The organism is Neorhizobium galegae, from assembly GCF_021391675.1.
Taxonomy (GTDB): domain Bacteria; phylum Pseudomonadota; class Alphaproteobacteria; order Rhizobiales; family Rhizobiaceae; genus Neorhizobium; species Neorhizobium galegae_B.
The window spans coordinates 2,637,597-2,657,710 of record NZ_CP090095.1; the positions used below are offsets into that span (position 1 = coordinate 2,637,597).

The following is a 20,114-nucleotide window of genomic DNA, read 5'->3' on the forward strand; positions in this document are numbered from 1 at the left end:
CCTCTTACCCCTAGAGCCGGGCGACTCCAGCAACCGGAGCGGTGCACCCTCGCCGCTCCGGTTCTTCGATAGACGCGGGACTTTAGGCATGTCGGATACGAATTCACTTCTGGAAGCCCGGGGCATCGGCAAGGCCTTCCTCGGCATCACGGCGCTCGACGCCGTCGATTTCACGCTGGAGCGCGGCGAGATCCATGCTCTTCTCGGCGAAAACGGCGCCGGCAAATCGACGTTGATCAAGATCCTGACCGGGGTCTACAGCCGCGATCACGGCACCATGCGCCTCGACGGCGCGGAAGTGACGCCGGCCAGCGTCGCGGAGGCGCAAGGCCTCGGCATCGGCACAGTCTACCAGGAGGTCAATCTCCTCGAAAACCTGACGGTCGCTGAAAACCTCTTCCTCGGCCGCCAGCCGCGCCGTTTCGGCCTGATCGACCGCCGCGAAATGCGCCGCCGCTCGAAGGCGCTTCTCGAACGCTACGGCCTCGACATCGATGTCGACGCCCTGCTCTCGTCCTATTCCGTTGCCGTCCGCCAGCTTGTCGCCATCGCCCGCGCCGTCGATCTGTCCGGCAAGGTTCTTGTGCTCGACGAGCCGACCGCCAGCCTGGACGCTCACGAGGTGGAGATGCTGTTTACGGTGCTGCGCCGGCTGCGCGAGGAAGGTCTCGGCATCATCATCATCACCCATTTTTTGAACCAGGTTTATGCGGTCGCCGACCGTGTCACGGTCTTGCGCAACGGCCGGCTTGTCGGCACCCGCAAGCTCGCCGAATTGCCGCGGCTGGAGCTGATCTCGATGATGCTCGGCCGCGAGCTGCAGCACATCACCCGCGAACATCAGGCGCAGGAAGAAACCATCGCCTCGACCGCCGAAGCGCCGATCCGCTTCTCGAGCTACGGCAAGCGCGGCAGCGTCGCGCCTTTCGATCTGGACATCCGCCCCGGCGAAGTGGTCGGCGTCGCGGGCCTGCTCGGCTCCGGCCGCACCGAGACCGCCTTCCTGCTCTTCGGCATCGACCGCGCCGACAGCGGCACGGCGACCATCGACAACCAGCAGGTCGCCCTCTCATCCCCGGAAGCGGCGATTGCCAGCGGCTTCGGCTTCTGCCCGGAGGAACGCAAGACGGACGGCATCATCGGCGATTTTTCCGTCGCCGATAATATCGCGCTCGCAGTCCAGGCCCGCCAGGGCTGGGCAAAGCCGCTTTCCTCGCGCGAAAAGGCCGCACTCGCCGAGGGGTTCATCAAGTCGCTGGATATCCGGCCGCCCGATCCCAACAGACAGATGAAATTCCTCTCCGGCGGCAATCAGCAGAAGGCGATCCTCGCCCGCTGGCTGGCGACCGAACCCCGTCTGCTGATATTGGACGAACCGACGCGCGGCATCGATATCGGCGCGCATGCGGAAATCCTGAAAATGATCGAAAAACTCTGCGCCGACGGCATGTCGCTGGTGGTGATCTCCTCGGAACTGGAGGAACTGACCGCCATCGCCCACCGTGTCATCGTGCTTTCCGACCGCAAGCATATCGCCGAACTCAAGGGCGATCAGGTGACCGCCGACAACATCATGCAGGCGATCGCAGCACCGGCCCGCACGGAGGCCGCATGACGAACCGCCTCACCCGCCGGCTGAAACGCCTGGCGCCCCAGATCATCGCGCTCACCGTCATCCTCGCCCTCATCACGGCGGTCGCGCCCGGCTTCCTCAACGTCTCGTTCCAGAACGGCCGGCTCTACGGCAGTTTGATCGATATCCTGGTGCGCGCCGCGCCGGTCGCGCTGCTGACGATCGGCATGACGCTGGTCATCGCCACCCGCGGCATCGATCTCTCGATCGGCGCGGTGATCGCCATCTGCGGGGCGGTTGCCGCGACGCTGATCGCACACGATTATCCGCTGCCGGTCGTGATCCTGATCTCGCTCGGCGTCGGCCTCCTCTGCGGCCTCTGGAACGGCGTGCTGGTCGCCCTCCTCGACATCCAGCCGATCATCGCCACCTTGATCCTGATGGTGGCCGGCCGCGGCATCGCCCAGCTCATCACCGAGGGCGTCATCCTCACCTTCAACAACGACAGCTTCGCGGCGCTTGGTTCCGGGTCCCTCGCAGGCATCCCGATCCCGATCCTCATCTGGATCTGCGCCGCCCTGATCATCGGCCTGCTGGTGCGCCGCTCGGCGCTCGGGTTCCTGATCGAGGCGACCGGCATCAACCGCCGCGCCGCGACGCTCGCCGGCGTACGCGCCCGTTTCCTGCTGTTCTTCGTCTATGCGATCTCCGGCCTCTGCGCCGCCATCGCCGGGCTGATCGTCACCGCCGATATCCGCGGGGCTGACGCCAACAACGCCGGCCTGTGGCTGGAGCTCGACGCCATCCTCGCCGTCGTCATCGGCGGCACCTCACTGAACGGCGGGCGTTTTTCCATCACCGCATCGCTGATCGGCGCGCTGATCATCCAGTCGATCAACACGGGCATCCTCGTCTCGGGTTTCCCGCCGGAATTCAACCTGATCATCAAGGCCGGGATCATCATCGTCGTCCTCACCCTGCAGTCGCCGGCGATCATGACGCTGTTCGGCTTCCTCAAGGCTTCGCGGCGCAAGGGCGAGACGGTATCCCGCGAGACACCCCATAAGGCGGAAGGAACGGTTCGATGATCCATACCCGCAACCTGCCCTTCGTCACTACGCTCGGCATCTTCGTCATCGCCTATGCCCTCTGCGTTCTGCAGTTCCCGAACATGCTGTCGATGCGCGTCATCGGCAACCTTCTGACCGACAACGCCTTTCTCGGCATCGCCGCGGTTGGCATGACCTTCGTCATCCTGTCGGGCGGCATCGATCTGTCGATCGGCTCGGTGATCGCCTTCACCAGCGTTTTCGTCGCCGTCCTGGTTGGCTCCCTCGGCGTCCACCCGCTCGTCGCCTTCGCCGCCGTGCTGGTCGTCTCGACCTTGTTCGGCAGCCTGATGGGAGCGATGATCCGCTATCTCGGCATACCGCCCTTCGTGGTGACGCTCGCTGGCATGTTTTTGGCCCGAGGGGCTGCCTACCTGATCTCGACGGAATCCGTGCCGATCTCACATGAGATGATCGACACGATCCAGGGCTTCTACTTCCGCTTCCCGGGCGGCGGCAGGCTGACCGCGCTTGCCATTCTGATGCTGCTGGTGTTCATCGTCGGAGCCTTCATCGCCGGCCGCACCCGCTTCGGCGCCAATGTCTATGCAATCGGCGGCAGTCAGCAATCGGCCGAGCTGATGGGGGTCCCGGTCGGCTCCACGACGGTCGGCATCTACGCGCTGTCCGGCTTCCTTTCCGGCCTCGCCGGCATTGCCTACACGCTCTACACCTCGTCGGGCTATTCGCTGGCGACGGTCGGCGTCGAACTCGACGCGATCGCGGCGGTCGTGATCGGCGGCACGCTTCTGACCGGCGGCGTCGGCCTGGTCGCGGGAACGTTCATCGGTATTTTGATCCAGGGTCTGATCCAGACCTACATTGTCTTCGACGGCACGCTGTCGTCCTGGTGGACGAAAATCGTCATCGGCATCCTGCTCTTCGTCTTCATTGTATTGCAGCGCGGAATCATCTGGTATTCAAACCGACGACTGGCCGAGGGACGGCTGAAGGAGATCTGAGTGGGACTTCTGGAAACGACGATCAGTGGGCGAAAGCGCCGCAGCAACCACGCGCATGTGGTGGCGGAGCTCGGCCGGGGGATCGTTTCCGGCAAGATCCCGGAAGGCTCCCTGCTGCCCGGCGACACCGAGCTTTCCGCCCGTTTCGGCGTGTCCCGCACGGTGTTGCGCGAATCCATGAAGACGCTCGCCGCCAAACGGCTGGTCGAAGCCAAGGCCAAGGTCGGCACCCGTGTGCTCGACAAGGCCAGCTGGAACTTCTTCGACTCGGACGTGCTCGGCTGGCGCTTCGAATCCGGGCTGGATTTCGAATTCATCGAGCATCTGGCGGAAATGCGCATGGCCTTGGAACCGGCAGCAGCAGCCGCAGCTGCGTTACGCGCATCCAGCGACGACATCGTCGCGCTCTACGCGATCGCCGCGAAATTCGATGATCTCTCCCATACGCCGGAAACCATCGCCAAGGTGGACCTCGAATTCCACCTCGCCATCGCCCGCATGTCGGGCAATCCGTTCATGCGCTCGGCGAGCGCGCTGATCGAGGCGGCGCTTGCCATTTCCTTCCAGCTCTCCTCGCCGGCTGCCTCGCCGGAAAAGATCGACGAGGTCGCCACCAACCACCTGAGAATCGCCCATGCCGTCGCCTCGCGTGATCCTGACAGGGCGATCTCCGCCATGCGGCATGTCATCGAGGTCGGCAAGATCCGCATTGCCAACTCGTTCGAAGTGACCTTGCCGGCCTGAGACGGGTTATCTCGCGTCGAGCGAGATCATCAGATTGGCGAGCAGGGCGGTGCGCGGCGCAACGCTGCTGACGAAGATATGCTCGCTGAACGTATGCGCGCCGGCACCGTCTGCACCCAGCCCGTCGAGCGTCGGCACGCCAAGCGCTGCCGTGAAATTGCCGTCCGAGCCCCCACCCGTCGTCATTCCTTCCAGCACGATGCCGAGACCGCCGGCGATCTCTGCGGCAACATCGAAAAGACGCCTGCCCTCTTCGGTCTGCGCGAACGGCGGACGGTTGATCTGGCCGTCGATTGCAAAGGTGATATCCGGATCGACGGGCTTCATCGCCTCGATCTTGCCGGTGATCTCGCTGGCGATCACATCGTCGGGAACACGAACGTCAACCTGCAGACGGCATTCCGCCGGCACGGTGTTGCGGCCCGTTCCACCCTGGATCGTCCCGACCGTGACCGTAACGCCGCGTTCGGTGTCGTTGAGCGCCTCAAGCTCCAGAACCAGCCGGGCGGCTGCGCGAATGGCACTGCGGCCATCCTGCGGCCTTGTACCGGCATGCGAGGCATGTCCCCGCACGGCGACATCGTACATGGCGACCCCTTTGCGGGCGACGACGACTTTGCCGCCATCGCGCGCGGGCTCCACTACCAGCGCATAACCTGCATTCTTCGCCGCCTCCTCCATGAAGGCGCGAGACGACAGGCTTCCCATCTCTTCGTCGGGCACGAAAATCAGGTCGATCGGCATCCTGCTGCCGTGCCTGACTGCGAGCTTCATCGCCTCGAGCGCCATCAGCGCGCCGGACTTCATGTCGTATATGCCGGGGCCATAGAGCTTGTCCCCCTCCTGACGCAGCGGCAGCTGGTTGTCGATTACGCCGACCGCATGCACGGTATCGAGATGCGCCAGTATCAGAACGGTCTTTTCGTTGCTGCCCTCCGGGCGCGGCGAGCGGATTGCCAGGATATCGCCGAAACCGAGCGTGCCCGGTACCCGCTCCGTCTCCAGCCCGGCCGCCTTGCCGATCGCCTCGACCCGATCCGCCAGTAGATTGACAGCCGCGGCATCAGGCGTCGGCGTCTCGATCTCGACCCACTGCTTCAACTCGTCGATAAGAGCCTTGTCGTCGATGTCTTTGGCGGAAATGGCAAGCGTCATGGCAATAACCTTGGGCGTTCTTCGGCGGGGATGATGCCGCAGAAGTGCGGCCCGGCCACTATAGTCGGCCAGGCCAGGATCGCCAGACCCACCGCCGAGATGAACGGCAAAAATCGCAGCACCCCAGATTGGCACCTCGATCGCGCGCCTGGGCGAGAACGGCGCTGCCGTGCGCGGCTTCGTGACACGAGCAGGGCCGGACGATTTTCAGTCAGACTGTCAGTGCCTCGAAATGCTGGAGCATGCGGGCCGCATCCGGCTCCCGGCCGGTGAACAGCTGAAAGGCACCGACTGCCTGGAAGACGGCCATGCCGCCGCCGTTCAGCACCTGGCAACCGCGCTGCCTGGCAACGCTCAGCAGCTCGGTTTCGAGGGGAAAATAGACGATCTCCGCTACCCAGTGATGCGGCCGGAGAAGTTCCGGCGGCAGCGGCAGGCCCGGATATTTCGCCATCCCGGTCGGCGTAGCGTGGATGATGCCCGAGACATCCTGCATCGCCGAAACGATATCGGAGGAGGCTCGTATCGACGCATCCGGAAAGATTGCCGACATCGTTTTCGCAAGCTGCTCGGCCCGGTCAGGCTCGCGATCGAACACCGTCAGTGCCTTGAGACCGAGGGACAGGATCGCGTAGGCCGTCGCAACGCCCGCGCCGCCGGCGCCGATCTGAACTGCTGCGCCCAGATCGGCGCCCGGCAGACCGCGCCGGAAACTTTCGGCGAAACCCCACCAGTCGGTATTGTGGCCAAAACGCTTTCCGTCCTTCAGCACCACGGTGTTGACGGCGCCAAGGGCCCTCGCCTCGTCGGAGAGTTCGTCGAGATAGGGAATGACCAGTTGCTTGCAGGGATGTGTGATGTTGAGGCCAATCAGCCCGCGTGCTTGCGCATCGTCCAGGAGTTCAGGCAGGCTGCTGGGCGTCAGGCCGAGCAGATTGAGATCGATCAGCTCATATTCGTATCGAAAGCCCTGAGCTGCGCCTTCCTTCATATGCATGGCCGGCGTCAGCGAGGCCTGGATGCCGGCGCCGATCAGCCCGGCCTTCAAGGGTTTCAGCAATGTCTCGGCCATGGGTGTCGCGCCTCGTTTCGGTGGAAGGGCCGGCCCGCCGGGAAGACGGGCCGGCGCGGATGTTACTTCTTGCGGACGGCGTCCAGTTCCTTGAAGAGCAGCGAAACGGTATCGGCACCCACATCAGCGCTGAACTTGTCGATCAGCGGCTTCACGGCATCGCGGATCTTCTGGGTTTCAGCAGGGTTGAGTTCGGTGACCTGCATGCCGGTCTTCTTGATCTCGTCGAGCGCCTTGGCATCCGCTTCGCGGGAAACCTTGCGCTGGAAGTCGCGGGCTTCGGTCGCTGCCGACTGCAGAATGCCCTTCTCCTCGTCGTTCAGGCCGTCCCAGAACTTCTTGCTGACCAGCACGATCTGCGGATTGTATTGGTGACGGGTGACCGTCAGGTACTTCTGAACTTCGTAGAACTTGGCATTGAGGATGTTCGCGAACGGGTTTTCCTGGCCGTCGACCGTTCCGGTTTCGAGCGCGGTGTAGAGTTCCGTGTAGGGCAGCGGCACCGCGTTGGCGCCGAGGCTGTTGAACAGCTCGATCGGGATCGGCGACTGCAGCGTGCGGATCTTCAGGCCCTTGATATCTTCGAGCTTGGTCACAGCGCGGCGGTTGTTGGTGAGGTTGCGGAAGCCGAGTTCCCAATAGGCGAGGCCGACGAGGCCGGTCGCCGGCAGCTTCTCGGAAAGGCTCTTGCCGAAGGCGCCGTCCATCACCTTGTCGGCTTCTTCCCCGCTGTTGAACAGGAACGGCAGGTCGACGGCGCCGAACGCCTTGACGTTGCTCGAGAGGATGCCGGCATTCAGCACCAGCATCTCGACCACGCCGCCCTGAAGAGCGGAAACGGTCTGCACGTCGCCGCCGAGCACGCCGCCCGGAAACAGCTTGACGTCGATCTTGCCGCCGCTCTTCGCCTTGACGATCTCGGCGAATTTTTCCATGCCGGTGACCTGCGGATGGCCTTTGTTGTTGGCGGCCGCGAACTTCAGCGTATGCGCGCGGACTTCGGCGGATGCCGTGCCGGCAAACAGCATCACCGGCAAGGCGATCCCGAGCGCCAGTTTCATCATCGTGTTGAACATGTTTTCCTCCCACTGATGGCCGGGGTCCCCCACGGCCGGTTGATATGCACTAGGTTGCAGAAGCTTCCCGGCCTCACCGCCCGAACCAGGCGACCGGCACGGTCACCAGTTGCGGGAAGAGGACGAGAAGGAAGAGAACGATCAGTTCGGCGATCAGGAAGGGCATCACGCCCTTCATCAGGTCTTCCATCGAAAGCTTGGAGACGCCGCAGATGACGTTAAGTACGGTACCCACCGGCGGCGTGATCAGGCCGATCGAGTTGTTGATGATGAAAAGCACGCCGAAATAGACCGGATCGATGCCCGCCTGCTTGATGATCGGCATCAGCACCGGCGTCATCACCAGAATGGTCGGCGTCATGTCCATCGCGGTACCGACCAGGACGATCAGCGCCATGATCGCGAGCAGCAGCAGCGTCTGGTTGTCCATCAGCGGCTCGAGCAGCGCGACGAGATCGCCGGGTACGTCGGCAACCGTGATCAGCCAGGCGGATACGGCAGCACAGGCGACCAGGAACATCACGACCGCGGTGATCTTTGCTGCTGCCACGAAGACGTTGAAGAGTTCGGACGGCGCAAGCTCGCGATAAACGACCATCGAGACGAACAGCGAATAGACGGCGGCGACGACGCCGGCTTCGGTCGGCGTGAACACGCCGAACTTCAGTCCGACGATGATGATCACCGGCAGCATCAGCGCCCAGATGCTGTCGACGAGCGCCTTGATGCGCACCTCGCGGCTCTGTCTCGGAGGCAGTTCGAACTGCTCCTTGCGGGCGACGATCAGCCAGGTGATGCAGAGCGCCAGTGCGATCAGCAGGCCGGGAACGATGCCGGCGAGGAAGAGCTTGGTAATCGAGACGCCGCCGATGACGCCATAGAGGATGAAGCCGATCGAAGGCGGGATGATCGGCCCGATGACCGAAGCCGATGCCAGCAGTCCGCCGGTCCGCGCTGGATCATGGCCCGACTTGATCATCATCGGGTAAAGAAGCGCGCCGAGCGCGGCGGCATCCGCCACCGCCGAACCCGAAAGGCTCGACAACACGCAGGCGGCGAAGATCGCCACGAAACCGAGACCGCCGCGCACGTGGCCGACCAGGGCCATGGCGAGATTGACGATACGCTTCGAAAGGCCGCCGGTATTCATCACCTCGCCGGCAAGCAGGAAGAAGGGAACGGCCATCAGCGGAAAGCTGTCGGCGCCGTTCAGCACGTTCTGCGCGACAATCTGGGCGTCGAAGATGTCCATGTACATCATCAGCGCCACGCCGCTGAGGATCAGCGCAAACGCGATCGGCACGCCGAGCGCCATGGGACCGAGAAGGGCGCCGAGGAAAATAGTGAGCGTCATCGGTCTCTCCTCAGGCCTTGGTGACGCCGGCAGCGACCGCGGCTTCCGGATGGTTGTCGAGGGCCACCTCCTCCTCGCTGTCGCGCACCAGTTGGGCAGTCGCGATATCGATGCGGCCGGTGGCCACCTGGAAGGCGTCCCAGAGGATGATGAGGAAGGTCGGAACCCCGAAGGCGAGGCCGGCGCCGTAGAACCAGCCCATCGAAATGCCGGTTGCGGGCATGGTGGCGGGCAGGTTGATCAGCGTCTGCGTCCAGCTTCCGCTGATCAACAGCCAGGTGGCGAGGAGCATGAGCCCCTGCCCCATCAGCACTGCGATCCTGGCACTTGTCGGCGGCAGCCGCTTCAGAAGCGAATCGACACCGAGGTGGCCGTGTTCACGCATCGCAACGACGCCACCGAGAAAGGTCAGCCAGATGAAGAAGACGCGCGACAGCTCTTCTGAAGCGGTGATCCCCTGATTGAAGGCATAACGCAGCACGACATTGCCGAAGACAAGCACCACCATGCCTGCCAGAAGCAGGGCGATGACGACCTTCAGCGCGAAGAAATAGAAATCGATTACTCGTGTCACTTCCGGTCCTCCCAAGGCTTCCGTCACCGGATATCGATAGTGGCCTCCGCTGATACGGCTGGCCAATCGGTCCTTTGACAAGATAACCTCCGCCGGGACCGCCTCCTCAGGGATCGACCGGCAATTCGGATAAAATGTACGAACTAGTGCGTATGTCAAGCACCATCTATTGAAAGCCTCACACAGGCCCATTATGACTTTGGAACAAATACGAAAATTCGATATGGACAATCGGTTGTCCACAAGGCCTGTTTCTGTGAGCATGGCGGACGAAACGGTGAAGGCGGATTCGGGGATGGCGGCGAAACGCGAAAACGGCAGGAAAAACGATCCGCAACGCACCCAGGAAGACATCCTGGATGTGGCGACGGAGGAGTTCACGACCCATGGCCTCGCCGGCGGCCGTGTCGACGCGATCGCGGAAAAAACCCGCACCTCGAAACGGATGATCTATTATTACTTCGGCAGCAAAGAGGGGCTCTACCTCGCCGTTCTCGAGCGAGCCTACCGCAAGATCCGCACGCTGGAAGAAGACCTGCAGCTTTCCAACCTGCCCCCGGAACAAGCGTTGCGGGTGCTGATCTCGACAACCTTCGAACATGACGAGGCCAATCCGGAATTCGTCCGGCTGGTCAGCATCGAGAACATCCACCACGCCGCACATATGCTGCGATCCGAGGCGATCCGCGACCTGAACGTCTCGGTCATCGAGACCATTGCGGCGATCCTTGATCGCGGCGTCGCGGCCGGTGTATTTGCCCGGAAAGCTGACCCGATCGACATTCACATGCTGATCAGTGCCTTCTGCTTCTTCCGCGTCTCCAACCGTTATACGTTCGGCACGATCTTCCGCCGCGACCTTTCGGAACCGGCGACCATGGAGCGCCACAAGGGCATGATCGCCGACGCGGTGATCAGCTACCTGAAGACCTAGCGAGCCGCCTTGTCTGAATGGGCATTGTCGGGATGGGCGTTGGCGAACGGTTTCAGTTCGGCGCAGCGGTCGGCGATCTCGACAAGTTTCGGGCAGGCAGAGAGATCGACGCTCCATCGCCGCGCGTTGTAGACCTGCGGCACGAGACAGATATCCGCCATCCCCGGCCGGTCGCCGTGACAGAATGTTCCGGTCGAAGGGGAATCGAGCAATACCTCGAAGGCGGCCAGCCCCTCGCCGATAAACTTCCGCATCCAGGCCACCCGGGTTTCGTCGCCGCCACCGGTCAGTGACATAACGTGACCCGTGACGTTGAGATTGCAGACCGGGTGGATTTCCATGGCGATGACATAAGAGAGCGCCCTCACCCGCTGACGACCGACGGAATCTCCCGGCAGAAAAGCCCCGCCGCGCGTCTCGTCGAGATATTCGATCACGGCGAGCGACTGGGTGAAGCTGTGCCCGTCGATTTCCAGCACCGGCACAAGCCCCTGAGGATTGCGCTGAAGATGCTCCGGCGACTTGTGCGCCTTGGCGAGCAGATCGACCGGCACCGACCGGAACGTCTCCGCAACCATGTTGAGGGCGATCCTCAACCGGTAGCTCGCCGAGGACCGCCAATAATCGTAGAGCACCGTATCGCTCATCAAGCCTTCTCGTATTTCGTCACGGTCTGCTCGATCGCGCCGAAGATCGAATGACCCTTGTCGTCCTTCATTTCTATCCGCACCGTATCTCCGAAGTGCAGGAATGGCGTTTTCGGCACGCCGAGATTGATCGTCTCGATGGTGCGGATTTCGGCAATGCAGGAATAGCCGGCCCCGCCATCGGCAACCGGCTTGCCGGGTCCGCCGTCGAGCTTGTTGGAGACTGTGCCCGAACCGATGATCGTGCCGGCGATCAGCGACCGCGTCTTCGCCGCATGGGCGATCAGTTGCGGGAAATCGAAGGTCATGTCGACGCCGGCATTGGCACGGCCGAAAGGCTTGCCGTTCAGATCGACCTTGAGCGGCAGGGAAAGCTTGCCTCCGTCCCAGGCCGAACCCAGCTCATCGGGCGTGACCGCGACCGGAGAAAAAGCGGAGGACGGTTTCGACTGGAAGAAGCCGAAACCCTTGGCGAGTTCGGATGGGATCAGCCCGCGCAAGGACACGTCGTTGACGAGAAGCACGAGACGGATCGCGTCGCGCGCCTCATCCACCGAAGCCCCCATCGGCACATCGCCGAGGATGACTGCGATCTCGCCTTCCATATCGGCGCCCCACGCTTCGTCGCCGAGCGGGATCGGATCGCGCGGTCCGAGAAAACTGTCGGAGCCGCCCTGATAGATCAGCGGATCGGTCCAGAAGCTTTCCGGCATATCGGCATTGCGCGCCCGGCGCACCAGCTCGACGTGATTGACGTAAGCCGACCCGTCCGCCCACTGGTAAGCACGCGGCAGCGGCGATGCCGCATCATGTTCATGGAAACGGATGGTCGGCTGCGCACCGGTCTCGATACCGTCCGCCACCCGTTCGAGCCGCGGACCGACATACGCCCAGTCGTCGAGCGCCGCCTGGAGGGTCCGGGCGATATGACCGACCTCCGAGCACTGGGTGAGGTCTTTCGAGACGACGACCAGGCGGCCGTCGCGGGTGGAGTCCTTCAGTGTCGCGAGCTTCATGAATGAGTGTTTCCCGTTTTATCGTTGGTATTACCCTCAGAATGTGAGGAGATCGCGCCAGAAGGCAACCGTAATGTAGCGCCGCCTCACTTGATCCCGGGCGTACCGTCGAACTTTCGCTCGAGACCTGACCAGCAATCCACGTAATCGTCCTGCAGCGTTTCCAGATCGGCCGCGAATTTGGTGAGCTGCTGCGGGAAACGGGTCTCGAACATGAAGGCCATGGTGTTGTCGAGCTTGACGGGCTTGAGCTCACCGTTTGAGGCCTTTTCGAAGCCCGTGAAGTCAGGCCCGTGCGGCAGCATCATGTTGTGCAGGCTCATGCCGCCCGGCACGAAACCCTCCTCCTTGGCGTCGTAGCGGCCTTCGATCAGGCCCATGAACTCGCTCATGATGTTGCGATGGTACCAGGGCGGCCGGAACGTGTGCTCCGCCACCAGCCAGCGCGGCGGGAAAATCACGAAATCCACATTCGCTGTACCCTCTTCTCCGGAGGGCGCGGTGAGAACCGTGAAGATCGACGGATCCGGATGGTCGAAGAGGATGGCACCGACCGGCGAGAAGGTGCGCAGGTCGTATTTGTACGGTGCGTAATTGCCGTGCCAGGCGACCACGTCGAGCGGCGAATGGCCGATCTCGGTCAGATGGAAGGAACCGCACCATTTCACCTGCACGCGGCAGGGCGTCTCCTTGTCCTCATAGGCCGCCACCGGCGTCTTGAAATCGCGCGGATTGGCAAGGCAGTTGGCGCCGATCGGGCCGCGATCCGGCAGCGTGAACTTGGCGCCGTAATTTTCGCAGATATACCCGCGCCAGACCTTTTCCTCGCCGAGCCGGGTCACCTTGAACATCGTGCCACGCGGGATGATGCAGATCTCCGAAGGTTCGAGGTCCATCTTGCCGAGTTCGGTGAAAACGCGGATCGCCCCCGTCTCCGGCACGATCATCATCTCGCCGTCGGCATTGAAGAAATAGTCGTCCACCATGTCGGTGTTGAAGACATAGACATGCGCCGCCATGCCCGATTGGGAGAGCGCATCGCCCGCCGTCGTCATCGTGCGGATGCCTTCGAGAAAGTTCAGCGTTTCCGTCGGCGCCGGCACCGGGCTCCAGCGAAGCTGACCGAGCGCCAGCGAATGTTCGGCGATGTGAGGTGCCGTCTTCCACAGCGGATAGTCGATCTTCCTGAACCGGCCGGTGTGGCGCACGCTCGGGCGGATACGATAGAGCCATGAACGCTCGTTGGTGCCGCGCGGCGCGGTGAACGGCGAGCCGGAGAGCTGTTCCGCATAAAGCCCGTAATTGCATTTCTGCGGGCTGTTCTGCGCCTGCGGCAGGGCGCCGGGCAGGCTCTCGGTTTCGAAATCATTGCCGAAGCCCGGCATATAGGCGAGCGTCTCGGCATTCGCCCCGGTAAACGCGGCGTTCGGATCGATCTTGTCCAGCATGGCTTGTTTCCTCCCATGATGACGATATGGTTGTAAACGTAACCATTATTTTTGTAACCATCAACGCCCGATCAACGTCATGACGACCGATAGTTTCGAACTCGAACAGTTTCTCCCCTACAGGCTCAACCGCGCCGCCGAATTCGTCGGCCTGCGTTTTTCCGCCCATTACAAGGCGAGATACGGCCTGACCCGGCCGGAATGGCGAACGCTTGCGGCGCTTGGCAGTTCGGGCCGCATGACCTCGAAAGCGGTCGGCGCGCATTCCTCCATGCACAAGACCAAGGTCAGCCGCGCCGTCTTCGCGCTCGAACAGCGCCGCTGGCTGAAGCGCAGCCAGGACGAAGCGGACCGCCGGGTCGAGCATCTGGAACTGACCGCCGCCGGGCAGCTGGCCTACCGGGAACTGATCGAGCTCGCCCGCCGCTATCAGGCCGAACTGGAGGCGGAAATCGGCGAGAGCGGCATCGAGGCTTTATCCACGGGCCTTGCGGCAATCGAGCCGGTCGTCCGCCGCTCGGGCAAGGGAACACTGCCGGAGCCGGACGACCTTTAAGCCTTGGCGGGCTTTTGAATCGGAATCCCACCAAAATCCTTCAACACGCTGAGAACGATCGATGTTTTGACATGTTGCACGCTCTCGTGCGGCAGCAGTATGTCATTGACGAAATGCGACAGCCCCGCGAGATCGCGCGTCACCACCTTCAGGTGATAGTCCATCTCGCCGGTCAGCGAGAAACACTCCAGCACTTCCGGCAGGTCCTCGACGAGGCGCGCGAAGCGCTTGGCGTTGTCCCGGTTATGGGTGGCGAGCGTCACGGCGATCACGACCAGCAGGTCGAGGCCGAGTTTCTGGCGGTTGAGATGGGCCCGGTAGGTCTGGATGAACCCCTCGCCTTCGAGCCGCGCTCGCCGGCGCGAACATTGCGACGGCGAAAGAGCGATGAGTTCCGATAATTCGTTATTGGTCAGCCGGCCGTCGATCTGCAGATGGCTCAGGATCTTCAGGTCATATCCGTCCAGCGCGTCCATCATGCATCCAATTCTTAAATCCCGCACAGTTCATGCATAAATCCAGCAGAACCTGGCAAAGATTGCAAGCACAATGCACCTCTCCTGCACCATCATGTCAGGTGACTATCAGGAGGAATTTTCCATGGGTCCTTTCCCGCACGACGCACCGGTTTCGCAGATCACCGCCGACAATCCGGCCGGCACCGACGGTTTCGAATTCGTCGAATTCGCCCATCCGGAACCGCAGAAGCTGGAAGAGCTGTTCACCCGCATGGGCTACAAGCCGGTGGCGAAGCACAGGACGAAGAACATCACCGTCTGGCGCCAGGGCGACATCAACTACATTATCAATGCCGAGCCGGGCAGCCATGCGATGGGCTTCGTCGACGAGCACGGCCCCTGCGCGCCGGCCATGGCCTGGCGCGTCGTCGACGCCAAACATGCCTTCGACCACGCGGTCGCCAAGGGTGCAACGCCCTATGAAGGCAAGGACAAGACACTCGACGTGCCGGCCATCCTCGGCATCGGCGGTTCGCTTCTCTATTTCATCGAGACCTATGGTGCAAAAGGCTCTGCCTACGAGACCGAATTCGAATGGCTCGGCGAAAAGAACCCGAAGCCAGAAGGTGTTGGTTTCTATTATCTCGACCACCTGACCCACAACGTCTATCGCGGCAACATGGACAAGTGGTGGGACTTCTACCGCGAACTCTTCAATTTCAAGCAGATCCACTTCTTCAACATCGACGGCCGCATCACCGGCCTGACGAGCCGGGCGATCACCTCCCCCTGCGGCAAGATCCGCATCCCGCTGAACGAGTCCAAGGACGAGACCAGCCAGATCGAGGAATTCCTGAAGAAGTACAAGGGCGAAGGCATCCAGCATATCGCGGTCGGCACCGACGGCATTTACGAAGCGACCGACAAGCTTGCCGACAACGGGCTGAAATTCATGCCCGGCCCGCCGGATACCTATTACGAAATGTCCGGTACCCGCGTGCACGGCCACGACGAGCCGATCGATCGGATGAAGAAGCACGGCATCCTGATCGACGGCGAAGGCGTGATCGATGGCGGCATGACCAAGATCCTGCTGCAGATCTTCTCGAAGACGGTGATCGGCCCGATCTTCTTCGAGTTCATCCAGCGCAAGGGCGACGAAGGATTTGGCGAGGGCAATTTCCGCGCACTCTTCGAATCCATCGAGGAAGACCAGATCCGCCGCGGCGTGTTGAAGCCGCAGCAAGCCGCCGAATAACAAGAACAGCTCCAGAGGGTAGAAAGCCCGGCGGTCGTTCCGCCGGGTTTTTCATGTCGAAAGCTCTGCCGGCTCAGGGCTTGATCGGGAAAACCTCGCCATGGGTGGCGACGTAGAATTCACCCTCCGGTGTCACCCAGCCACGGAACATGCCGTCCGTGTTGTAAGGCGCGGTAATCGAACCGTCGGCGCCGACCGCCACGAGGCCGGCCCCGATATTGTGCTGCTTCAGGTCTTCCTGGATGACCTTGGAGGCCGCCTTTTCAAGACTCTCTCCGAGATAGGAGACACGCGCGCCCACTTCATGGCCGACTGCATACCGCATGAAATATTCGCCCTTGCCGGTGCCGGAAACGGCGCAGGCGCCATCGCGCGCATAAGTGCCCGCGCCGATGATCGGCGTGTCGCCGATCCGGCCCTCCGGCTTGTTGTTGTAGCCGCCGGTCGAGGTGGCGGCCGCCAGATGCCCGGCGCTGTCAAGCGCCACGGCACCGACCGTGCCGTGCTTTTCAGATTCGCTGGCTTTCGCCGCCGTGCCGGCTGCCGCATGAGCCTTCATCGCCGCCAGCGCCCTGATGCGCCGCTCGGTGGTAAAATAGTCCGGCTCGACCATATCGAGCCCGGCCTCGCGGGCGAAATCGTCGGCCGCATCGCCGCCGAGCAGGATCGCGTCACCCTTTTCCATGATCTTGCGGGCCGCCTTGATCGGATTGCGGATACGCCGCACCAGCGTCACTGCGCCGGCTTCGAGCGTGCGGCCGTCCATGATCGAAGCGTCGAGCTCATGCTTGCCGTTGGTGTTGAGCGCCGCGCCGTAACCGGCGTTGAAATGCGGCGAGTCCTCCATGACAACCACGGCTGCCTGCACCGCGTCGAGCGCCGCTCCGCCTGTGGTCAGCACGTCCCAGCCGGCCTTCAGCGCCCGGCCGAGATCGACACGGGCGGCCGCCCACTCCTCATCGGTCAGGTCGAGCTTTGCCATGACGCCGCAGCCGCCATGGATCGCCAGCGCAATGTTTCCCATCGGTTGTTCTCCCGGTCTGAATTTGAAGTCTTTTAAGAAAAAAGGCCGGGCAAGATGCCCGGCCGGTTGCTCATGTGGTGGGAGGCCTTATTTCGCCGAACGGATGTTCATCGCCAAAGTATCCTCGTCGGAACGGGGAACGATGGTGATGCCCTTCTTCATGCCCCAGGCAGAAACCGTCGAGGCGATCGCCAGATAAGGCCGGTCGGTCGAAATCAGCGCATTGGCGTCCATCAGGAATTTTTCACGCTTCTTGGTGTCCATCTCGATCGCGGCGTCCTCGATCAGCTTGTCCATGGTCTTGTTGACATAGCCGCGCAGGTTGAAGGCACCGAGCTTGGTCGCCGGGTCGTTGCTGTGGGCGAGCGACGACAGCGTGTAGTTCGATTCACCCGTCAGCGTGCCCCAGCCCGACATGGTCATCGAGTAGTCGCCGCGGGTGTTGGCCGGGAAGAAGACGGCGCCCGGCTGGGAGTTCGCTTCCACCTGGATACCGACCGCGGTCAGCATCTGGGCAATCGTCGTGCCGACATCCTTGTCGCCCGGCAGGCGGTCGTTGGTGAAGGAGAAGGTCACCTTGAAGCCGTTCGGATAACCCGCTTCGGCAAGCAGCTTCTTGGCCTTTGCCGGATCCGCTTTCGTGGATTTGACCGCCGGGTTCCAGCCGAAGATGTTCGGCGTCACGAGCTGCGACTGGACCGCCCCCATGCCCTCCATGGCGATCTCGGTGATCGTTTCGCGGTCGATCGCCAGATCGAAGGCTTCGCGCACCTTGGGATCCTGGAAGGGGTTCTTCGGCAGCGGCGAACCGTCCTTGGCGCTGACCTGCGGCGGCTTCTCACGGAAATCGAAGGCGATGTTGAAGAGGTAGACGCTGTCCTGGCGCACGACGGTGAGCTTGGAGTCCTTCTCGAGCGTGGGCACGTCGGAGGCCGGAATGCGCGAGATCAGGTCGACTTGACCGGCCTTCAGCTGTGCGACGCGGGCCGCATCGTTGGGGATTTCCTTGCGGGTGACCTTGTCCCAGGGCTCCTTTGCGCCCCAGTAACCGTCGAACTTCTGCAGCACGAGCTGTTCCTTCGGCGTCCAGGAGGCGAACTTGTAGGGACCGGTGCCGATCGCCGCCTTGCCGGAATTGAAGCCTTCCGAGGCCTTGTCGGCGTTGGCGGAAAAGTCCTTGGCCGCCGTGTGCGACACGACGAACAGACGGATGAAATCGTTCGGCAGGTTCGGCGCCGCGCCATCGGTTTTGATGCGGATCGTCAAGGGATCGACGATCTCGATGCCGCGCACGCGGCGGACATAGATGGTAGTCGGGTTCGGGCCTGTGACCGCCGGGATGCGCTCGATCGAGAACTTGACGTCCTCGGCCGTGAAGTCGGAGCCGTCATGGAATTTGACGCCCGGACGGAGCTTGAACTCCCAGGTCGTATTGTCGATGGCCGTCCAGCTGGTCGCAAGACCTGGCTCGAGCTCGAGATTGTTGCCGGATTTCACGAGCGAGTCATAGATATGCTTGACCGCTTCGGCATGGGTGCCGGCCGCGGTGAAATGCGGATCGACCGACAGCGGGCCGGCGCGCACGCCGACGGTCAGGTCGGCGGCAAGTGCAGCACCCGAAACGCTGCCGAGCAGTACGACGGCGAGAGCCGCGGTGCGGAATGTCTTGAAAATCGTCATTCTTCGTTCTCCTCTATATTTATCATTGGGGGCCAGTTGGGTGAGTCCACGACGACCTTCGCCAGCAGCTCGGAGAGCATCAGCTTTTCGGCAGGCGTCAGCCCCGACAGCATGACCTTTTCGCGCTCCACCATCGGCTGCATGGCTTGGTCGACGATGCGTTTTCCTTCGTCGGTGATGTAAAGGACGAAGCTTCTGAGATCCGCCGCATCGACCTCGCGGCGGATGATGTTCTTGTCGATCAGCTTCTGGATCGCCCGGCTCATCGTATTCTTCGGAAAGCCCGAAGAGCTGCTGATCGTGCTTGCCGTCAGCCCGTCGGAAAGGCCGAGCGAATACAGGACCACGAATTCCGGCCGGGCGAGCCCGTACTCCTTCTCGATCCAGCGATAGATCGGCTCGTTGAATTGCAGCGCCAGGAAGTTGATGCGGAAGGAAAGCCAGCAGGGGTTCTGCCACAGCTTCACGGCCACCAGATCATCGACGCCATGACTGCCGGCCGCCACCTTGCCGCCCTGCCTGAGAAGCGCATCGAAGGATGAGATTTCCAATTGCAACGCCGTCAGCTCCCGCAGAAATCCCGCGCCGGATTTTGTTCCGTATGGAACTTGACGGTAGGTTATTTGGCTGTCAATCTCTTTTTTTTAGTTCCGTATGGAACTTTGCACTTGATCGGCGCAGCGCCTGTCAAGGCACATTTTTTGTGCGCAAATGCGAGATTTTGATCAATTTTTGCGCGGCGCGGATGCAGGTGGGAATTTATGAAGATCGCGGACATGAACTGGATGCAGGTGGCGGAACGAGCGACCGAGGATGACCGCTGCATACTGCCGATCGGCAGCGTCGAACAGCACGCCTATCTCAGCCTCGCGACCGACATGATCCTTGCCGAGAAGGTCTCGCTCGACGCGGCAGAGCCGCTCGGCATTCCGGTTTTCCCTGTCGTGCCCTACGGCCTCGCTTCGTCGTTTGCGACCTTCCCCGGCACGCTGACGCTGACGCTCTCCACCTATATCGGCGTGATCCGCGACCTGATGGACAGCATCCACCGTTCCGGCTTCCGCCGCATCCTGATCGTCAACGGCCATGGCGGCAATACGCCGGCAACCGCCGTCATTTCCGAATGGCTGAACGCCCATCCAGACGCCTCGGTGAAATTCCACGACTGGTGGCGGGCGCCCAAGACCTGGGCAAAGGTGCAGGACACCGATCCCGCCGCCTCGCACGCCTCCTGGATGGAAAATTTCCCCTGGACTCGCACTACAGACCAGCGCCAGCCGACGACTTCCAAGCCGAAGGTGGATTTCGCCGGCCTTGCCCGCGTCGATGCGGCCCGCAAGCGCGCACTGCTCGGCGACGGAAACTATCACGGCCTCTACCAGCGGCCCGACGAGGACATGCTGGCGATCTGGGAGGTGGCCGTCGCGGAAACCCGCGACCTTCTCGAAAACGACTGGCACTGACGGCCCGGTTT

General features: G+C 62.3%; 20 protein-coding genes. 8 read left to right on the forward strand and 12 right to left on the reverse strand.

What is annotated here, in order from left to right; all coding sequences use genetic code 11:
- The first annotated feature begins 88 nt into the window (after positions 1-88).
- The 4 genes from LZK81_RS13075 to LZK81_RS13090 are packed head-to-tail and all read left to right on the forward strand — an operon-like array spanning position 89 to position 4,388.
- Positions 89-1,615, forward strand: a complete 1,527-nt coding sequence (locus LZK81_RS13075) for a sugar ABC transporter ATP-binding protein (RefSeq protein ID WP_233953561.1) — start codon at positions 89-91, stop codon at positions 1,613-1,615.
- Positions 1,612-2,661 carry an ABC transporter permease gene (locus LZK81_RS13080; RefSeq protein ID WP_046604048.1) on the forward strand — a complete coding sequence of 350 codons (1,050 nt, stop codon included), beginning with the start codon at positions 1,612-1,614 and terminating at the stop codon, positions 2,659-2,661. Before LZK81_RS13075 ends, LZK81_RS13080 begins: the two co-directional genes overlap by 4 nt.
- Positions 2,658-3,644: a galactofuranose ABC transporter, permease protein YjfF gene (yjfF, locus tag LZK81_RS13085; RefSeq protein ID WP_080952441.1), complete on the forward strand. Its 987-nt coding sequence runs from the start codon at positions 2,658-2,660 to the stop codon at positions 3,642-3,644. The genes LZK81_RS13080 and yjfF overlap by 4 nt, the downstream gene beginning before the upstream one ends.
- On the forward strand, positions 3,645-4,388 hold the full coding sequence (locus tag LZK81_RS13090; RefSeq protein WP_037083382.1) for a FadR/GntR family transcriptional regulator: 744 nt from the start codon (positions 3,645-3,647) through the stop codon (positions 4,386-4,388).
- 6 nt (positions 4,389-4,394) lie between these two features.
- Here the strand turns inward: LZK81_RS13090 and LZK81_RS13095 are convergent, their stop codons facing one another.
- The 5 genes from LZK81_RS13095 to LZK81_RS13115 form a co-directional block, all read right to left on the reverse strand.
- Entirely contained in the window at positions 4,395-5,543 is a 1,149-nt protein-coding gene (locus LZK81_RS13095) for a M20 family metallopeptidase (RefSeq protein WP_233953562.1), read from the reverse strand.
- Positions 5,544-5,754: 211 nt separating this feature from the next.
- On the reverse strand, positions 5,755-6,615 hold the full coding sequence (locus LZK81_RS13100) for a shikimate dehydrogenase (RefSeq protein WP_233953563.1): 861 nt from the start codon (positions 6,613-6,615) through the stop codon (positions 5,755-5,757).
- Positions 6,616-6,677: 62 nt separating this feature from the next.
- Positions 6,678-7,691, reverse strand: coding sequence for a TRAP transporter substrate-binding protein (locus LZK81_RS13105; protein WP_046625782.1), 1,014 nt, complete (start codon positions 7,689-7,691; stop codon positions 6,678-6,680).
- 73 nt (positions 7,692-7,764) lie between these two features.
- On the reverse strand, positions 7,765-9,045 hold the full coding sequence (locus LZK81_RS13110) for a TRAP transporter large permease (protein WP_046608631.1): 1,281 nt from the start codon (positions 9,043-9,045) through the stop codon (positions 7,765-7,767).
- A 10-nt stretch (positions 9,046-9,055) separates the two neighbouring features.
- Entirely contained in the window at positions 9,056-9,619 is a 564-nt protein-coding gene (locus LZK81_RS13115) for a TRAP transporter small permease (protein WP_233953564.1), read from the reverse strand.
- A 295-nt stretch (positions 9,620-9,914) separates the two neighbouring features.
- Between LZK81_RS13115 and LZK81_RS13120 the strand changes: the two genes are divergently transcribed.
- Positions 9,915-10,553, forward strand: coding sequence for a TetR family transcriptional regulator (locus tag LZK81_RS13120; RefSeq protein WP_046608629.1), 639 nt, complete (start codon positions 9,915-9,917; stop codon positions 10,551-10,553).
- On the opposite strand, the gene maiA is transcribed toward LZK81_RS13120, so the two are convergent.
- From maiA to hmgA, 3 genes are all read right to left on the reverse strand, one after another.
- Positions 10,550-11,200 (reverse strand): maleylacetoacetate isomerase, encoded by a 651-nt coding sequence (maiA, locus tag LZK81_RS13125; protein ID WP_046608628.1) that lies wholly within the window; start codon positions 11,198-11,200, stop codon positions 10,550-10,552. The genes LZK81_RS13120 and maiA overlap by 4 nt on opposite strands.
- Positions 11,200-12,216 carry a fumarylacetoacetate hydrolase family protein gene (locus tag LZK81_RS13130; protein ID WP_046604043.1) on the reverse strand — a complete coding sequence of 339 codons (1,017 nt, stop codon included), beginning with the start codon at positions 12,214-12,216 and terminating at the stop codon, positions 11,200-11,202. Before LZK81_RS13130 ends, maiA begins: the two co-directional genes overlap by 1 nt.
- Positions 12,217-12,302: 86 nt before the next feature.
- Entirely contained in the window at positions 12,303-13,664 is a 1,362-nt protein-coding gene (gene hmgA, locus LZK81_RS13135; RefSeq protein ID WP_233953565.1) for a homogentisate 1,2-dioxygenase, read from the reverse strand.
- A gap of 79 nt (positions 13,665-13,743) precedes the next feature.
- Here hmgA and LZK81_RS13140 point away from each other — a divergent pair, with 79 nt between their 5' ends.
- Positions 13,744-14,220: a MarR family winged helix-turn-helix transcriptional regulator gene (locus tag LZK81_RS13140; protein WP_233953566.1), complete on the forward strand. Its 477-nt coding sequence runs from the start codon at positions 13,744-13,746 to the stop codon at positions 14,218-14,220.
- On the opposite strand, the gene LZK81_RS13145 is transcribed toward LZK81_RS13140, so the two are convergent.
- Positions 14,217-14,696: an Lrp/AsnC family transcriptional regulator gene (locus LZK81_RS13145; protein WP_046625897.1), complete on the reverse strand. Its 480-nt coding sequence runs from the start codon at positions 14,694-14,696 to the stop codon at positions 14,217-14,219. The genes LZK81_RS13140 and LZK81_RS13145 overlap by 4 nt on opposite strands.
- A 124-nt stretch (positions 14,697-14,820) precedes the next feature.
- Between LZK81_RS13145 and hppD the strand changes: the two genes are divergently transcribed.
- Positions 14,821-15,936, forward strand: coding sequence for a 4-hydroxyphenylpyruvate dioxygenase (hppD, locus tag LZK81_RS13150; RefSeq protein ID WP_233953567.1), 1,116 nt, complete (start codon positions 14,821-14,823; stop codon positions 15,934-15,936).
- 73 nt (positions 15,937-16,009) lie between these two features.
- Here the strand turns inward: hppD and LZK81_RS13155 are convergent, their stop codons facing one another.
- The 3 genes from LZK81_RS13155 to LZK81_RS13165 form a co-directional block, all read right to left on the reverse strand.
- Positions 16,010-16,960 carry an isoaspartyl peptidase/L-asparaginase family protein gene (locus LZK81_RS13155; protein WP_233953568.1) on the reverse strand — a complete coding sequence of 317 codons (951 nt, stop codon included), beginning with the start codon at positions 16,958-16,960 and terminating at the stop codon, positions 16,010-16,012.
- Positions 16,961-17,047: 87 nt separating this feature from the next.
- A complete protein-coding gene (locus LZK81_RS13160) occupies positions 17,048-18,640 on the reverse strand; it encodes an ABC transporter substrate-binding protein (protein ID WP_233953569.1) in 1,593 nt (530 codons plus the stop codon).
- The gene (locus tag LZK81_RS13165; protein ID WP_046608801.1) at positions 18,637-19,197 is read right to left on the reverse strand and encodes a MarR family winged helix-turn-helix transcriptional regulator; all 561 of its coding nucleotides are present in this window, start codon (positions 19,195-19,197) and stop codon (positions 18,637-18,639) included. Before LZK81_RS13165 ends, LZK81_RS13160 begins: the two co-directional genes overlap by 4 nt.
- Positions 19,198-19,401: 204 nt before the next feature.
- Between LZK81_RS13165 and LZK81_RS13170 the strand changes: the two genes are divergently transcribed.
- Positions 19,402-20,103: a creatininase family protein gene (locus tag LZK81_RS13170; RefSeq protein ID WP_233953570.1), complete on the forward strand. Its 702-nt coding sequence runs from the start codon at positions 19,402-19,404 to the stop codon at positions 20,101-20,103.
- Positions 20,104-20,114 lie beyond the last annotated feature (11 nt).

Coding starts and splice junctions, on each gene's coding strand:
- LZK81_RS13075 (WP_233953561.1), top strand. CDS start 89: ATGTCGGATACGAATTCACTTCTGGAAGCCCGGGGCATCGGCAAGGCC.
- LZK81_RS13080 (WP_046604048.1), top strand. CDS start 1,612: ATGACGAACCGCCTCACCCGCCGGCTGAAACGCCTGGCGCCCCAGATC.
- yjfF (WP_080952441.1), top strand. CDS start 2,658: ATGATCCATACCCGCAACCTGCCCTTCGTCACTACGCTCGGCATCTTC.
- LZK81_RS13095 (WP_233953562.1), bottom strand. CDS start 5,543: ATGACGCTTGCCATTTCCGCCAAAGACATCGACGACAAGGCTCTTATC.
- LZK81_RS13100 (WP_233953563.1), bottom strand. CDS start 6,615: ATGGCCGAGACATTGCTGAAACCCTTGAAGGCCGGGCTGATCGGCGCC.
- LZK81_RS13105 (WP_046625782.1), bottom strand. CDS start 7,691: ATGTTCAACACGATGATGAAACTGGCGCTCGGGATCGCCTTGCCGGTG.
- LZK81_RS13110 (WP_046608631.1), bottom strand. CDS start 9,045: ATGACGCTCACTATTTTCCTCGGCGCCCTTCTCGGTCCCATGGCGCTC.
- LZK81_RS13120 (WP_046608629.1), top strand. CDS start 9,915: ATGGCGGCGAAACGCGAAAACGGCAGGAAAAACGATCCGCAACGCACC.
- maiA (WP_046608628.1), bottom strand. CDS start 11,200: ATGAGCGATACGGTGCTCTACGATTATTGGCGGTCCTCGGCGAGCTAC.
- LZK81_RS13130 (WP_046604043.1), bottom strand. CDS start 12,216: ATGAAGCTCGCGACACTGAAGGACTCCACCCGCGACGGCCGCCTGGTC.
- hmgA (WP_233953565.1), bottom strand. CDS start 13,664: ATGCTGGACAAGATCGATCCGAACGCCGCGTTTACCGGGGCGAATGCC.
- LZK81_RS13140 (WP_233953566.1), top strand. CDS start 13,744: ATGACGACCGATAGTTTCGAACTCGAACAGTTTCTCCCCTACAGGCTC.
- LZK81_RS13145 (WP_046625897.1), bottom strand. CDS start 14,696: ATGGACGCGCTGGACGGATATGACCTGAAGATCCTGAGCCATCTGCAG.
- hppD (WP_233953567.1), top strand. CDS start 14,821: ATGGGTCCTTTCCCGCACGACGCACCGGTTTCGCAGATCACCGCCGAC.
- LZK81_RS13155 (WP_233953568.1), bottom strand. CDS start 16,960: ATGGGAAACATTGCGCTGGCGATCCATGGCGGCTGCGGCGTCATGGCA.
- LZK81_RS13160 (WP_233953569.1), bottom strand. CDS start 18,640: ATGACGATTTTCAAGACATTCCGCACCGCGGCTCTCGCCGTCGTACTG.
- LZK81_RS13170 (WP_233953570.1), top strand. CDS start 19,402: ATGAAGATCGCGGACATGAACTGGATGCAGGTGGCGGAACGAGCGACC.